The following is an 18240-nucleotide window of genomic DNA, read 5'->3' as shown; positions in this document are numbered from 1 at the left end:
CTAGAGCAGGGGACTAGCTACGCATCCCTTGGTAGGTCTTGAACACTTACCTTAAACGTAGTGACTTAACACTTAGACTGGTCAACTAGACTCTTTCAAGCCCCCACTATATCGGTACTCCGATTAGTGGTGGGTGGTTGACTGCATTTTCCTCCTAATCCAAACCCATTTCAGCAAGAACGTTTTCTAATTGATTTTCATCAAGCATTACATCAGGAAAATCTGAAGGAGTATAACCCCCAGCTTCTGGAGATAGACAATGAGCAATGAGTTCACACAGCACTTCCTTAAATTTGTCGGCTAGAAATTTGACTGTAGTTTGACGATGAAGATTTTTGCTATAAGCCCAATCAACTTGTAGCTTGTTGTTATTTACCAAAGCATTAATTTCTAAAAGATGGCTCCTTTGGCCTTGCTGGCTCAGAGCTAATCCGCTAGATTCTTGAGCAAACTTAAACGAAGAAGACTGAGAAAATGTCTGGTCAAACTGACCCAAGTAATTAAAAAGCACTTCAGCTTTGGGGATACTATTCAGCGTTTTTGTTATTTGTTGATCATGACTTAAATAGCGCAGAACACCATAACCAATGCCTCGATTGGGAATACTCCGCAATTCTTCTTTGACTATCTTTAAAGCTGTTCCTGGGTCTAAAGCTGCTTCTAAATTGATGTGGACTGGAAAGATACTTGTAAACCAACCAACGGTGCGAGATAAATCTACATTGTCGAAAATTTCTTCGCGTCCATGACCTTCTAACTCTACTAATAGAGATTGATTCCCAGTCCAATGAGCAAAAGTTTGCCCCAGCGCCGTGAGCAACACATCATTAATTTGAGTGTTATAAGCTTGTGGCACTTCTTTTAATAGTGCTTGAGTTTCTTCGACATTTAGCTGTATTGATACGATATCTTTAGAAACTTCTGTGTTTTCTCCATTAAGATAATCGATTGGCAGAGCGAAAATTTCCTTTTGAGACAAAGCTAACCAGTAATGCTGTTCTTGCACTAAGGCTTCTGATTTTGCATACTCCTGTAAATGATGTGACCATTGTTTAAAGGAAGTAGTTTTCGCTGGTAAATTAACAGTTTTGCCTTGACTAAGCTGTTCATAAACTGTTTGTAAATCCTCCAGCAAAATTCGCCAAGAAACCCCATCTATAGCTAAGTGATGGATGATAATCAATAAACGGCTTGGCTGATGAGTACCCAAATCAAACAATGCTACTTTAATTAAAAGTCCACTGGATAAATCGAAACTTGCTTGTAATTTGGTAGCTGCTGCTTCGATAGCTGGCTGTTGTTCTGCTGCTGGTAGTGTGGAAAAATCGAATCTTGTTAAATTTACTTCGCTTTCCGGTGGTGCTATTATTTGCTGCCAGCCAGACTCGGTTTGCTCAAACCTTAGCCGCAGGGCATCGTGGTGGATGTATAAATGCTGTATACTTTGCTTTAAGATATCTGGTGCGATCGCTTGTTGGGCTTCCAATAAAACAGCTTGATTGTAATGGTGCGACTCTGGTAAGTTTTGACGGAAAAACCAATGCTGGATGGGTGTCAGAGGTACGAAACCTGTAATAAGCCCTTGCTCGGCTTGAGTAGTCTCCTCAGTAGTCAGACAGACAACAGCTAATTCAGCAATATTTTGGTACTGAAATAACTGTTTTGCAGTCAGCCGTAAACCTACTTGGTTAGCTTTAGCAACTATCTGAATAGTTAAAATAGAATCTCCACCCAACTCAAAGAAGTTGTCTTCAATCCCCACTTGTTCTACACGCAAAACTTCTGTCCATATTTGGGCTAATTTGATTTCTATTGGGTTACGTGGAGCGATAAACTGTTTGTCTAATTCTGGTCTAACGTAATCGGGTGCTGGCAATGCTTGTCTATCTACTTTGCCATTTGGTGTCAGTGGTAGGGCTGGAATCTGCACAAATACAGCCGGAATCATATAGTTGGGCAATTTATTACTGAGAAAGTGGCGCAATTCACTAATTGCAGGTACAGGTTGTTGTTTTGCCACCCAATAAGCAATTATTCGCTGTTCTTCAGCAATAACCACAGATGCTTGTACGGCTGGGTGTTGACTGAGTACCGCTTCAATTTCTCCCAATTCAATGCGGAAACCGCGAATTTTTACTTGGTGATCTACCCGACCAATAATTTCAATATTACCATCACTGCGGTAGCGTACTAAGTCTCCTGTTTTGTAAAGGCGAGAATTAGCTTTTAAGCCAAATGGGTTGGGGATAAATTTTTCAGATGTTAATTGAGGTTGATTAAGATAACCCCGTGCTACACCTGTACCGCCAATATATAATTCACCAGATACACCAATCGGAACTGGTTGCAAATATCGGTCTAAAACATAAGTTTGAATATTGGCAATAGCTTTTCCAATGGGTATTTCTTTAGTAAAATTTTGTGCTGATAAATAGCAAGTTGTGGTTACTACTGTGGCTTCTGTTGGCCCGTAGCTGTTGACTAGCTTTACATTTGAACCTACATACTTCTGCCAAGTAGATACTTTATCTGGTAAAGCTTTCTCACCACCAATAATAACTAATCGTAAAGATGGCGGTAAAGTTAATCTGAGTGCAGGTAATTCAGAAGTTAATTGCTGCCAAAAAGCAGTAGGTAAATCTAATACAGTCAGTGCTTGTTGTTGACATTTTTCTAAAAAAGTAGGTACTGAATTTAACATTTCATCAGTTCGCAGTACCAAGGTTGCTCCCTGTACTAAACAAGGAAAAATTTCTTCGGCGGCTGCGTCAAAGCTAATTGAGGCAAATTGTAGAATGCGATCGCTGGAACTTATTTCATATTCCTCAATAGCTGCTTGAGTGTAGTTCACCAATGACCTATGTTCAATCATTACCCCTTTGGGCTTGCCAGTAGATCCGGATGTATAGATCACATAGGCTAAATTGTCCAGCTTGTTTTGATTAACGGGATTGTGTTGCGATCGCTGTGCTATTAACTCTGCATTATCTATACATATAACTTTTGCTTGAGTATTTGGAAGCTTTGCCGAGACAGATTCCTGTGTAAGCAGCACTGACACTTGTGCATCTGATAACATAAAGCCCAAGCGTTCTTGGGGATAATCGGGGTCAAGAGGCACATAAGCACCACCAGCTTTGAGAATCGCTAAAATTCCAATGAGCATTAACGGCGATCGCTCTACACAAATCCCTACTAATACCTCTGCGCCAACACCCAATGTTTGCAAGTAATGTGCTAATTGGTTGGCTCGCTGATTGAGTTGGTGATAGGTAAGTTGCTCATTTTCAAATACTACTGCAACTGCATCAGGTGTTTTTTCTACCTGTTTCTCAAATAGTTGATGAATGCACCGAGCTTGGGAATACTCAACCTGAGTTTGATTCCAGTCTACTAATAGTTGGCTTTGTTCCTCTGTTGTTAACAGGGGTAATTCCGAAAGCCGTTGCTCTGGATTGGCAATAATACCGCATAGTAATGTCTGTAAATGTCCCGCCATCCTTTGTATAGTTTGCGGCTCGAATAAGTCGATACTGTACTCTAGAGTGCCTACTAATCCCTGCTGTGTCTCTCTCATATCTAAAGTCAAGTCGAACTTCGCAGTCCCACTGTCAGTTTCGAGAGTACTTAAAGTCAAACCCGTTAACTGAATCTCTGTGTTTTGGGCATTTTGCAGCACAAACATCACCTGAAATAGAGGTGTATGGCTTAAGTCTCGCTGTGGCTGCATTTTTTCTACTAGCAGTTCAAAAGGCGTATCTTGGTGGGTATAAGCTCCTAAAGCTACTTCTTTGACACGATGCAGCAACTCTTGAAAACTGGGATTGTCTGCAAGATTAGTTCGCAAGACTAGGGTATTGACAAAGAAACCAATTAACCCTTCTATCTGGCTGTGGTTGCGATTAGCGATGGGAGAACCGATGACAATATCATTGCTGCCAGTGTAGCGGTGTAGTAATGTCTTAAAAGCTGCCAGCAAGGTCATGAATAAGGTGCTTCCCTCTTGCCGACTCAAAGATTTGAGTGCTAGAGATTGGTCTTTTGACAAACAGAAAGAATAGGTGGCACCACGGGAGGATTGAATAGCTGGTCGCGGATAGTCAGTTGGTAACTCTAGGACTGCTGGCGCACCATCTAGCTGTTTTCGCCAGTAAGCAAGCTGGGATTCTAGGACTTCTCCCTCAAGCCATTGTCTCTGCCAAGCGGCGAAGTCTGCATATTGAATTTCAAGTTCCGGTAAAGGTGACGGTTGCCCCTGACAAAACCCTTGATAAAGTGTTGCTAGTTCACGCACTAGCACATCTATTGACCAACCATCAGAGACAATGTGATGCATGGTCAAGAGTGTTACATATTCCTGTTCACTCAGGCAGAGTAATTTCACTCGTAGCAGAGTGTCAGCCTCAAGGTTAAATGGCTGTTGCGCCTCTGCTAAAGCTAGTTGTCTAACCTGGGTTTCTTGTTGAGTCGGAGGTAATTCGCTCAGGTCAATTACTGATAATAACTGTGGTGTTGCTGGCGAAATAACGGCTATGGCTTGCCCTGCAACTGTCCGAAAATTAGTTCGCAAGACTTCGTGACGGCGTAGAATTTCATTAAAACTCTGTTCTAGTGCTGCGAGATTCAATTGTCCTTCTAAGCGCACAGCCGCAGGAATATTGTAAAAAGGGCTATTCGGCTCTAACTCGCTCAAAAACCATAATCGCTGTTGGGCAAAGGATAGGGGTAATTCTTGCGATGGGCAAAGCCCCGTCTCCGACGATCGCGCAATGGGTTTGATGGGCGGTACTTCTAATCCTTTATCGGCTTTAATCGCTGTTTGAATCTCTTTGGCTAACTCGCTTACTGTTGGCAACTCAAACAAGCGACGTAAAGGTATCTCAACCTCAAATACTTGGCGAATCTGGGAAATGACGCGAGTTGCAATTAAGGAATGTCCCCCCAAATCAAAGAAGTTATCGTTTACACCTATCTTTTCTAAACCTAGTACCTGCGCCCAAATTCCAGCTAGCATTTCTTCTACTGGTGTAGCAGGAGCCACAAAATTAGATTCAGATATTAGCTGTGTTAGGTCAGGTGCTGGCAATGCTCGTCTGTCTATCTTGCCATTGGGTGTCAAGGGTAACGCCTCTAACACCACAATAGCTGTTGGAACCATGTAGTTTGGCAGTTTTAATTCTAAAAAGCGGCGCAGTTCGGGAATTGCTAATGTCTGCTGTGGCTGGACAGTTATATAAGCTATTAAGCTATTATTCTCGGTTCCATCTTCTCGAACGATCACCACACTCGCAGATATCGATGAATGTTGGTTGATGGCGGCTTCAATTTCACCTAGCTCAATCCTGAATCCTCGGATTTTTACTTGGTTGTCAATCCGACCGATGTACTCCAGTTCGCCACTGGGTAAATAACGAGCTAAATCACCACTTTTGTAAAGAAGTGCATCTGGTTTGCCGCTGAAGGGGTTGGAGATAAATCTTTGTGTAGTGAGTTCTGGTCGGTTAAGATAACCCCGTGCCAGTCCAGCACCAGCAACATACATTTCCCCAACAATGCCAATGGGTACAAGTTGCTGCTGCTGATTAAGTATATACACTTCTAAATCTGGAATTGGGCGACCAATGACGCTGCCTACAGATTGCATCACATCTTCTCGCGTTAACCGACGATAAGTGACGTGAACAGTGGTTTCGGTAATGCCGTACATATTAACTAGCTGCGGTGAGCGATCGCCATGTCGCTCAAACCAGGGTTTTAGGCTTTGCAGTACTAGGGCTTCGCCACCAAATATAACAAACCGTAGATTCAATAAGTGCTGCTGACCCAAAACAGCATCGGCTTGAATCAGTTGGTAAAAGGCGGAAGGCGTTTGGTTGAGAACCGTTACCCCGTGAGTGGAGAGTAATTTATAGAATTCTTCTGGAGTGCGACTGACCCAATAAGGCACAACCACTAAGCGTCCCCCATAAAGCAGCGCACCCCAAATTTCCCAAACAGAGAAATCAAATGCATAAGAATGGAATAAAGTCCAGACATCATTTGCATTAAATTCAAACCATGCCTGGGTAGCCGCTAAGAGTCGTACTACATTGGAATGCTGAATTAACACACCTTTGGGGGTACCAGTCGAGCCAGAGGTGTAAATTACATAAGCTAAGTTATGGCTACTAACATCAGTTGAGGGATTTTCTTGGCTTTCGTGAGCAATTTTTTCCCAATCGGTATCTAAACAGATGACTTTGGCTGCATAATCCCCTAATTGTGCGACTAAGTTATGCTGGGATAATAAAAGCGGAGTTTGGGAGTTTTCCAATATGAAAGCTAAACGCTGTTGGGGATGGCTTGGCTCGAGAGGGACATAAGCTCCACCAGCTTTGAGAATCCCCAAAATGCCAATTACCATTTCTAAGGAACGCTCTACACAAATCCCCACTAATACCTCTGGGCCAACACCCAATCTTTGTAAGTAATGTGCTAATTGGTTAGCTCGCTGATTGAGTTGGTGATAGGTAAGTTGCTCATTTTCAAATACTACGGCTATAGCATCTGGTGTTCGTTCTACCTGCTCTGCAAATAGTTGATGAATGCACTGATCCTGCGGGTACTCAGTTGTAGTGTCATTCCACTCTTCTAAAAGTTGATTTTGCTCAGTTTTTGTTAACAAAGGTAGTGAGGAGAGTGATCGATCAGGATTTGCAACTATACCCTCCAGTAAAGTTTTCAGATGACCTAACATCGCTATGATGGTGACTACATCAAACCGACTGCAATCATATAAAACCTTGAACGATAACTCTGTACTTACCCCGACTGAAATTGTTATGGGATAGTTTGTCGATTCCACAGACCGAATATTATGGATCTGCATTTCTGTAGCCCATTCTTTTAAGGAAGCGTCTACAGGATAATTTTCAAATACCAAAATACTCTCAAACAGGGGCAGATCTCTACGAACTTCACTCCATCCCTGTACTTGTACTAAAGGGCTGTATTCATATTGTTGCGTCTCTAGTTGTTGCGCCTGAAGTTTTTGCAGCCAAGGAATCAGCAACTCATTCCCACAAACCTGGGATCGCACTGGTAAAGTGTTGATAAACAGCCCCACCATTGATTCCGAACCAACTAATGCAGGTGGACGGCCAGCAGAAGTAGCTCCAAAAACCACATCTTCTTCACCGCTATAACGACTCAGGAGTATAGCCCAAGCCCCCTGTACAAAACTATTTAAAGTCAATTTGTGCTGTCGCGCCAATGTTTGCAGGGCGACTGTTGCTACTGGTGATAGCTTGATTGATTGCTCCCCAAATTTTGTGGGTGAATTTGACAAACTACCGTTTCTCAACTGAGTAGGTGCAGTAAAACCCTTCAGCACTTTACGCCAAAATGCTTCTGCTTGAGCCAGATTCTGCTGTTGCAGCCAAGCAATGTAATCTTGATATGGACGACAGCGTGGTAATGGTAAAACTTGCCCTTGACAAAGTGATTCGTAAGTTTGAAAAACTTGCTGAAGTACTAAAGCCGTAGACCATCCATCTAAAAGCAAATGGTGGCTGCTCCAAATAAAATGATACGTTTCTTGGGCTACTTGAATTAAAATCAAGCGCATCAGGGGTGGGTGAGAAATATCAAACCCTTTCTGGCGGTCTGTTTGCAAGAAAGCTTCTAGGTTCTCTTGCTGCTCAACAACTGACAAGGATTGCCAGTCATACTCTTGCCAAGGTAATTCCACATATCTATGCACCACCTGAAACGGCTCTTTGTGCTGCTTCCAGTAAAAAGAGGTGCGTAAAATAGGGTGCTGATTTATAACTTGTTGCCAAGCTTGTCCAAAAGCTGCAATGTTAATAGTTTTAGTAAACGTATAACAACTTTGAACGACATAAACCCCGGATTCTGGAGCGGAAAGGGTATGAAAGAGCATACCCTGTTGCATGGGCGAAAGTGGATAGATATTTTCAATATTTTTCTTATTCATTATTAATTTCCTTAAGGCTAGCCGAGTTCTGCCATCAATTGATCCAGTTCTTGTTGATTAAACTGCATCTGGGGAAAATCAGAGGGGGTATAGCTGCCAGCGTTAGGGGACTGACAGTGAACAATAAGCGATCGCAATTTTTCAATATATGTTTGAGCTAGTTTTTCAATCGTAGTTTGTTGATGTAATGCTTTGCTATAAGTCCAATTCAGACGCAGTTGGCCATTAACAATTAATCCATTCACCTCTAAAAGATAATCGCGGCTTGCTCTGGGACTTTGAGTTTCTCCAGCAGATTCAGAGGCAGGTCGAAAAATTGATGTTTCAGAAAGTACTTGGTCAAACTGACCTAAGTAATTAAATATCACCTCTGCTTGCGGTAAAGCTTGCAATTTTTCAGCAATTGACTTTTGACTGAGATAACGCAATGCACCATAGTTAATACCTTTACGGGGAATACTACGCAGTTTTTCTTTTACCTTCTTTAATGCTTCTCCAGGGTCAAAAGCGCTGGTGATATCTAGTAACACCGGGAAGATAGTAGTAAACCAGCCAACAGTACGGGATAAATCAAGGTTGTCTAAAATGTCTTCCCGTCCGTGACCTTCCAAATTAATCAAAAGTGAACTATTACCAGTCCATTGATGAAATGTTTGCACAATAGCAGTTAGCAAAATATCATTAATTTGAGTTTGATATGCTGCTGGTACTTCATGTAATAAAGATTCTGTTTCTTCTGGGGTAAGACTAACTGAAACTGTACAAGCTGAAGCAAAAGTGTTGTCTCCATTGAGATAGTCAATAGGCAAAGGCGCAATGTTTTGGTAAGGCTGATTCAACCAGTAATTAATTTCTGATTTTATAGTGTCCAATTTAGCGTATTCTTGAAGTTTTTCAGCCCACTGTTTTACCGAAGTAGTTTTCGCTGGAAGTTGGATTTTTTCGCCATGAATAAGTTGTTGATAAGCCGTTTGCAAATCTTCTAATAAAATTCGCCAAGAAACTCCATCAACTGCTAAATGGTGAATAATAATTAACAGTCTATTAGGTTTATCTTTGCCCAATACAAATAAAGCAAATTGTACTAATTGTGCCTTGGATAAGTTAAGGCTAGCTTGTAGTGTATTAGCTTTGATTTTTATTGAGTGTATCTGCTCATGTTCAGGTAAGCTTGATAAGTCAATGGTATAAAAAGGTGTTATATTTTCAGGTTGACCAATTATTGACTGCCAGCCAAATTCTGTTTTTTCAAACCGCGATCGCAAAGCATCATGATGCAGAATTAATTGGTTTACAACCTGCTCTAATAAAATGGGGTTACAAGTCTGCTCAACTTCCAATATTACCGACTGATTCCAATGATGAGAATCAAGAAACTCCTGTTCAAAAAACCAATGTTGAATAGGAGTTAAGGGGAGAGAACCTTTAACAATTCCTTGTTCAGTGGCGATTTTTGTAGTTATACCTGCTACTAATGCTAAATCGGCAATTGTTTGATATTCAAATATCTGTTTAAGAGATAGTTGTAAACCAGCCTGATTAGCTTTGGCAATCACTTGTAGACTGAGAATTGAATCTCCACCTAATTCAAAAAAGTTATCATGTATACCAACTTGCTCAACGTGCAGTATTTTTGCCCAGATTCCCGTTAAGATTTCCTCAACTGCGGTACGAGGTGGGACAAAGGAATTTTCTAGTTCTAAGTTGCTCGGAACTGGTGCAGGTAATGCCCGACGATCTATCTTCCCATTTGGAGTAACTGGTAAAGTGTCAAGCTGCACAAAAGCTGAGGGTATCATGTACTCTGGAAGCTTGCCTTTCAGGAAGTTGCGAATTTCGGAGGTTGGCAGGATGTGGTTTGGAACAATGTAAGCAACTAATCTTTTATCACCTGGGTTATCTTCCCTAACTACAACCACAGTTTCTTTTACTTCTAGATGTTGGCTCAATAGTGCCTCAATTTCCCCTAGTTCGATTCGGAAACCACGAATTTTTACTTGGTTGTCAATGCGTCCTAAAAACTCGATGTTACTGTCTGGTAGATAGCGAACTAAATCACCAGTTTTATACAGCTGCGCTTTTGGTTCTGGGCTAAAAATATTGGGAATAAACTTTTCGGCGGTTAAATCTGGACGGTTGTGATATCCTCTGGCTAAACCGTCACCACCAATGTAAAGTTCTCCCATAACTCCTATGGGTACTGGTTGCAAGTTAGCATCTAATATATAAAGTTGGCTGTTAGCATAAGGTCTACCAATAGGTACAACTTGAGCGGCTAATTTTGTAGTTGATAAATTACAAAGCGTTGCCACTACAGTTGCTTCCGTAGGGCCATACGTATTTATCAATTCGATTTTACTACCAAGGTGCTTTTGCCAGATAGTAACTTTTTCTGGGAGTACTTGTTCTCCCCCAATAATAACCATTCGTAATGACTCTGGTAATGTATAGTTGCCATTTGCTAATTCAGAAACTATTAAATGCCAGTAAGCAGTTGGTAAATCCAACACTGTTAGTTCTAAATCCTTACACTTTTGCATGAAAATGGATACAGAATCCAACATTTCATCTGTACGCAGTACCAAAGTTGCACCACACGTTAGGCAGGGATAAATTTCTTCTGCTGCGGCATCAAAACTGATAGAGGCAAACTGTAGTATGCGATCGCTTGAGCTAATTTCATATTTAACTTTTGCAGCCTCCGTAAAATTTACCAGAGACTGATGTTGAATCATTACACCTTTAGGTTTACCTGTAGAACCAGAGGTGTAAATCAGATATGCTAAATTTTCTGGTTGTACGTTGCTGGTTGGGTTAGATTCTTCTTCGTTAGCAATTAATTCCCAGTCTGCATCTAGACATATTACCTTTCCTGCATAGGTGGAAATAGTTTTAATTAGTCGCTTTTGAGTGAGTAGGATACTACACCCCGCATCCTCCAACATGAACTTTAAGCGTTGCTGTGGTTGATCCGGATCTAGTGGTACATAAGCACAACCGGCTTTTAAAATACCTAAAAGTGCGATCGCCATTTCTAATGAGCGTTCTACACAAATACCGACTAATTGATCTGGGATAACTCCTAATTTCTGTAAATAATGAGCAACTTTATTAGCTCGTTGGTTTAGTTGTTGATACGTAAGACTTTTCCCTGCAAACTCTACTGCTATAGCATCAGGATTTTGCTCTACAACTTTCTCAAATAGTTTATGAATACACAGATTTTGCGGATAATCAACCTTGTGGCTATTCCACTCTACTAATAGCTGGTGCTTCTCTGTATATGTTAACAGTGGTAAATCTTTTAGTTGGATATGAGGATTATTCACCATCCCTTGCAGCAATGTTTGGAAATGTCCTAGCATTCGGTTAATGGTGGCAAAATCAAAGCGATTAGTCTGATAATCTATAATAATTTCTAATTTTTCTCCAGGAATAACACTAACAGTTAAGGGATAGTTAGTGTTATCAACAGCACTAATACTTTGGACTTCTAAATTACTTTGCCATTCCTTTAATATCCGGTCTACTGGATAATTTTCAAATACTAATATGCTTTCAAATAAAGGTAAACCTCGCGGGACTTCGCTCCAACCTTGCACCTCTACCAGTGGACTATATTCATATTGCCGAATTTCTGCCAGTTGTGATTGTAATTTTCTTAACCAAGATAACAAAGATTCTTCAGCATCAATTTGCACTCGTACAGGTAAGGTGTTGATAAACATCCCCACCATAGACTCAGCGTTGACTAAATCTGCTGGACGGCCAGAGACTGTTACACCATAAACTACATCTGTTTCTCTACTGTAGCGGCTTAAAAGTAGAGCGTAAGCTCCTTGGATAAGGGTGTTGAGTGTGAGTTGATTTTGTCTTGCTAAAGATTGTAGTGCTGCGGTGGTTGTTTGCGAAAGCTTGATTACTTGCTGATTATATTTCTCTGGTTGCTTGAATGAGTCTTGAGTATTTAAATTAATTAAGGGTGTGGGTGCTGTAACTCCCTGTAATAACTGTTGCCAAAATTCCTTTGCTTTGTTTAAATCTTGTTGTTGCAACCAACCAATATAATCGCCAAAGGAAGCATCTAATATTAAAGGTAAATTTTTACCTTGGTAAAGAGATTGGTAAATTTTTACTACTTCTTTTAAGACTAAAGCTGTTGACCAACCATCTAAAATGAGATGATGTTTACTCCAAATGAAGTAATAGCAATCATCATTATAGCGAATTAAATGCAGCCGCATTAAGCATGGTTGTATAAGGTACAAATTGGAGGTGCGATCGCTCTCCAAAAATTCCTGCAATTTCTGCGGCTGCTCATTTGAGTTGATGCCTCGCCAATCGTGCTGTATTAACGATACTTTTACTTCTCGATGCACAACCTGTAAAGGTTTTTCTAGATTTTCCCAATAAAAAGCTGTGCGTAAAACAGTGTGGCGGTTGACTACTTCTTGCCAAGCTTGCTCAAAGGTTACAACATTGAAATTGCCCTTCAACGAGTAACATAACTGGACAAAATAAACAACCGATTCGGGAGCATATAAACTATGAAAGAGAATGCCCTGTTGTAGTGGTGATAGTTCATAAATATCTTGGATGCTATCAGCTTTCATGTTGTTACTTCTCACTCCCACGGTTAATTTTTGTCAGTAAAAAGTCGAGGTCTTTTTGACTTACCTTTGCTTTGGAGAAATCAGAAGGGGTATAACCTCCTACATCAGCCGATTGACAATGGCTAATAATTTCCCGCAGTGCTTGGACAAATTTATCGGCTAGACTTGACACAGTAGCTGCTTTATGTATTGTGGTGCTATAAGTCCAATCTAGTTGCAGGCTACCTCCAGCCACAAACCCGCTAATATCTATGAGATGAGTACGGCTTCCTAAAGGGCTACGTGTTACACCGCTCGATTCCGATGCTAATTGAAATAAAGTAGATTCTTGTAAAACTTGGTCAAATTGTCCTAAATAGTTGAAACAAACTTCAGCTTCGGGCATAGCTGCTAATTTTTCAGTAGTATTGCTGCATAAATACCGCAATACAGCATAATCAAAACCCCGATTTGGGATACTACGTAGTTGTTCTTTAATTACTTTTAAAATATCCCCAACTGTCTCACTATTTTCTAAATCTAACAAAACAGGAAACACAGTCGTAAACCAACCGACGGTACGCGATAAATCCACATTAGTAAAAATGTCTTCTCGTCCATGTCCTTCTAAGTTAACTAACAGTGTTTTTTCTACTGTCCACTCTGCAAAAGTTTTTACCAATGCAGTTAACAAAACATCATTTATTTGTGTATGGTACTTGCCTGGTACTTCTTGCAGCAGTGCTTGTGTCTCTGTTTCATTGAGAAATACTGAGAGAGTTTTACTTGTGGATATAGTATTTAACCCCCCTACATAGTCAACTGGTAAAGGAGACACTCGTTTCCTGAATTCAGAACACCAGGAATCTAATTGCGAGTGTAATATTTTTGTGTTTGCATATTCTTGCAAACGTTCACTCCATTGTTTAAAAGAAGTTGTTTTAGCTGGTAATTTAATTAGTTGATTTTGCTGAAGTTGTTCTATAGCTGTTTGCAAATCAGACAATAAAATTCGCCAGGAAACACCATCAACAGCCAAATGATGAATAATGATTAGTAAGCGGCTATTTTGCTGATAACCTAAACCAAATAGCGCCACCTGCACTAATAGACTATTTGATAAATCTAAACTTGCCTGTAATTCTGTTGCTTTGGTTTCAATAGCTGCTTTTTGTTGCTCTTGGGGTAGTTCAGAAAAATCGAATTTGGTAAATGGTATTTCTGGCTCAACACCAGCATTAAACGATTCCCAACCATTAGCTGTGGTGTGAAAACGTAAGCGGAGTGCGTCATGGTGCGCCAGTAAATGCTGTATTGCTTGCTGTAAGATATTAGACTCGATATCTTGCTGAAATTCTAGCAGAAATGATTGATTCCAATGATGCTGTTCCGGTAAATTTTGGGCAAAAAAGCTATGCTGAATTGGTGTGAGAGGTACAGCACCAATTACCAATCCTTGTTCTGATTCTATTTTTGAGCTAGTATCTGCAACTACTGATAGTTTAGCAATAGTTTGGTGTTCAAAAATCTGCTTGGGAGTAAGGCGTAAACCGACTTTATTCGCTTTAGCGATCGCCTGAATACTAATAATCGAATCTCCACCCAATTCAAAGAAATTATCGTGAATACTAACTTGCTCTAAATTGAGAAGTTCTGCCCAAATTTTAGCTAATGCAATTTCTACTGGGGTAAGCGGTGCAACAAAAGCAGCTTGTAATTCTGGTTTAACTGCATCCGGCGCAGGTAGAGCTTTTTTGTCAATTTTTCCATTCGCTGTTAGCGGTAAAGCCTTCAAGAATACAAATTGTGAAGGCAGCATATATTCAGGTAGCTTTTGCTTGATGAAATCCCGCAGTTCAGCAGATTTTAAATCTTCTTGACTAACTATATAGGCTACAAGCTGCTTTATCCCTGAATGAGCTTCTTTTGCAACTACAACTACCTCTCGCACTTGCGAATGTTGTCGAAGCACAGCTTCAATTTCCCCTAGTTCGATGCGATAACCATGTAATTTTACTTGGTCATCAATTCGACCGATAAATTCTATATTTCCATCATAGTTATAGCGTCCTAAATCTCCGGTTTTGTAAAGTCTTGCGTCGGGTTCACTACTGAATGGATTACGAATAAATCGCTCGTTAGTTAGTTCTGGTTGATTTATATAACCTCTACCTACATTATCACCACCTATATAGATTTCTCCGGTTACACCCAAGGGTACAGGTTGGCAATAGTTATCGAGTAAATATATTTGGGTATTGGCTAAGGGACGACCCAAAGGTACAGTATTTGATAGCGTATCAGTAGAGATTTCCTCTACAGGATAGGTGAGTACACCAACGGTAGTTTCTGTTGGGCCGTAATGGTTAAGAATTTTGCATTTTGGTGCTAATTCACGTACCCGTTTAATCAAATCCCAAGTGGCGGCTTCACCACCAAGAATGAGGCGCTGACGTGGTAGCAGTTTTTCGGGATGAGAACCTGATAATAAAGCAGATAGGTGTGAAGGGACTATCTTTAAACAGTCTATGGCATTGCGATCGCCTACGGCGGGGCGTAGCCCATCGCAATATTCTGCAAATGCAACTGGATCAGTGGCACGTTCTTGGGAAATGATATGCAGACATCCCCCTGTACACAAGGCAGAATAGATAGCTGTGTTGCCTAAGTCAGCCGCAAAGGTGGAGACAATAGCAAAGCTAGCCGCCTCTGGTAAATCGAGTTTTTCTAATATACCGTTGACATAATTGACTATTTGTCGATGTTCAACTGCAACACCTTTGGGTTTACCTGTTGAACCAGAGGTGTAGATAACATAAGCTAAGTTTTCTGGGGTAGCAGGTTTGAGAATGTTGTTTTGAGGCGAATCACTTATATCTGCGTCAATAAAAACCACCTGCACCTGGAAATTCATTTTTTCCACAAGGCGCTTTTGAGTTAACAACACCGATACTTGAGCATCCTGCAATCTGAAGGCTAATGCTGCTTCAGGTAAAGAAGGTTCCAGAGGTAAGTAGGCTGCACCTGCTTTCAAAATGCCAAGGATAGCAACCATCATATCCAAGGAACGTTCAATGCAAAGTCCAACAATAGCTTCCGGTTTAACTCCTAATGATGTCAAATGATTTGCTAAGTTGTTAGCTTTGACATTTAGCTCTTGATAGGTTAAATGTTGATTTTCAAAAATAAGGGCAATATTATTCGGTGTTTTCTGTGCCTGTGCTTCAATCCAGTGGTGAATACAATGATATGGATGAGCAACGGTTTTGGTATTTTTAAATTCTACTAGTAGTTGCTGGCGTTCTTGTGAAGGCAGGATTTCTAGTTGAGCAATTGGAGTCTCTGGATTATTAATTAAACTTCTTAACAAAGTCTGAAACTGTGCTGCTAATCGTTCAATCTCTTTTAGTTCAAATAAGTTAGCATCATAATATAATTCTGCTGCTAGTGAATCACCTTGATGCCAAAATAATAATTTTATCTTGAAGCGTTCAATACAGCTATAAATGTTTTGAATCGAGAAAGATACGTCACCAGCAAAATATTGACTAGGCTGGGATACAAATTCAAATGCCAAGGGTAAAAATGATGATTTTTGAGTATCTTTAGTCTCATCGACAAAATCTTCTAAATTAAAAAAATCTTGCCATTGGACAGCTTCATTTAATTGTTTATCTAACTGTTTTAATATATCAGCAAGTATATAATTTTCTTGTGCTTGAATACGGATTGGTAAATATTTAGCTAATAAACCAACTGCTGGCTGTAATTCTTGATAATTTCTTCCATCACAACACCAAGCTAAAACCACCTCAGATTTGTTAGTCAAACGCCACAGGATAATTTGCCAACAAGCCATTAAAACTGTCGAAATATCAACATGATTTTTTTGTGCGATCGCAGCAATATTAGTTATGGTATCAGAATCAAAGTTAATGCTGATAACTCTGGGTTCAAACCTTAGCTTTTGATTAACTTTTTTTTCGTTTGGTAATTGATTTCTAAAAGAATTAGGCACTTTTTGATTGAGCCAATACTCTTTTGCTCTTTCCGCTTCTTCTCCAATTAATAACTCATTTTGCCAAGCAGCAATATCTGCATATTGTAAAGGTGTATCTTCTAGCTCATTTTCCTGCAAATAATTATCATAAGTTACACTAATATCATGCAAAAGATGATGCAGGGATATTCTATCTGCACAAATGGTTGATATTGCTATAAGTAAAAGGGATTGATTTTCAGATTTTTTAATTACATCAATCTGGGTAGTAAAACCTTCTTTTAAATCAAAACATAATTTATTATAATCTTGAAATAATACCTCAATATTTATTTGTTGTATTTCTGTATCTAAATCATGCCAATCATAATAGTTAAACTTTATAGACGCTTCCTCTCCAATGACTTGTAAAGGAACTGCCATTTCTGCCAATGTAGGAAAACTGGTACGTAAAATTTCATATTTAGCCCAAACATTATGTATGGCTTTTTCTAAAATTGTATATTCAATATTTCCCTCTACTAAAACTGCACACTGAACTCGATATGGCTGATGGTTGGTTTCTTGCTGTAATAACCATAAGCGTTTCTGCTGAGGTGAAATTTGAAAGCCTTCTATTGATAGAGCTTGCATAATTATTCGATGTACTTAAGATTTTTTAATTATTGACCTGTATAAGGTTCCGCCATACCTACCAGAACTTTTCTTGCGCCTGTAAATGGCTTACGCCCATGAGCAGCTAGCATATTATCTAGCAGTAAAATATCCCCTTCTTGCCAAGAGAATGTCACTGTTTCTTGCTCATAATTTTTTTGGATTTCTTCTAACACTGATGATTCCATTTCTGAACCATCTCCATAATAAGAATTACGTGGTAATTCGTCAGTATTCAGTATAGCAAGTAAAGATTGGCGGACTTCAGCTTTTAAGCTTGAGATATGAAATAAATGTGCTTGATTAAACCAAATTGAATCACCAGTTTGAGGATGGGTAGCAACAGCTTGACAAACTTGGCTGGTTCTAAGTTTATTTCCGTCTAACCAGGTAAAATCAATACCAGCAGATTGGCAATAAGCTTCGACTTTGGCTTTATCGTTAGTTTGAAATACAGTTTCCCAAGATAAATCAATCCCTTGTCCGTAATTACGGACATACAGAATCTTTTTTTGAATAAATCGCTCTTTAATTATTGGATCTATTCGTTTAAATACTTTACGGCTATCAGCAATTGGTGTTTCTCCGCCTTGCTCTGCTGCCTTTACGCAAAAGAATGCAATTTTCATTGGCCAATTAAGAGAATAGGCCATTTCGTTATGTAAAGGGATTGATTGATCAGGCGGATATTCTGTTGATGTATATATCTTACCATCAACTTGGCTACGCGGAGTAGAACGATAAGAATATTCGATTAATTCTCCTGCTATAGCCTGCATAAAATTAGCGAATTCGCTATGGGTATTAATTTTAAAATTCCGAAAAAGCAGACCTCCATATTGAATTAATTGTCTCTCTATCCAGTCACGGTTACTGCTTGCCCAACTGACTAAATTTAGTCCATCGACAGCAGGTTGAATGGCGAGAGGTAGCTGTTTATCAGGTTCTAAAAAATTAGTGGTGACTAAGTTTTCTGAAGATACTGTAATTGATTTTCTTTTGAATGCTTTTAGATTCAT

Annotated in this window: 4 protein-coding genes; all 4 read right to left on the bottom strand. The window is 39.8% G+C overall.

Translation table 11 applies throughout. The features are described from left to right. Positions 1-154 precede the first annotated feature (154 nt). From IQ246_RS02670 to IQ246_RS02655, 4 genes are read right to left on the bottom strand one after another with little or no spacing between them, the layout of a single operon-like run. Entirely contained in the window at positions 155-7975 is a 7821-nt protein-coding gene (locus IQ246_RS02670) for a non-ribosomal peptide synthetase (protein ID WP_193999874.1), read from the bottom strand. Positions 7976-7992: 17 nt separating this feature from the next. Beyond that, positions 7993-12588, bottom strand: a complete 4596-nt coding sequence (locus IQ246_RS02665; protein ID WP_193999872.1) for a non-ribosomal peptide synthetase — start codon at positions 12586-12588, stop codon at positions 7993-7995. 4 nt (positions 12589-12592) lie between these two features. After that, a complete protein-coding gene (locus IQ246_RS02660; RefSeq protein WP_193999870.1) occupies positions 12593-17200 on the bottom strand; it encodes a non-ribosomal peptide synthetase in 4608 nt (1535 codons plus the stop codon). A gap of 29 nt (positions 17201-17229) precedes the next feature. After that, on the bottom strand, positions 17230-18240 hold the full coding sequence (locus IQ246_RS02655) for a TauD/TfdA family dioxygenase (RefSeq protein WP_193999868.1): 1011 nt from the start codon (positions 18238-18240) through the stop codon (positions 17230-17232).

The organism is aff. Roholtiella sp. LEGE 12411, assembly GCF_015206995.1.
Lineage (GTDB): Bacteria > Cyanobacteriota > Cyanobacteriia > Cyanobacteriales > Nostocaceae > Komarekiella.
The sequence above is the reverse complement of the archived record's forward strand: the minus strand, read 5'-3'. Positions and strand labels throughout refer to the sequence as shown.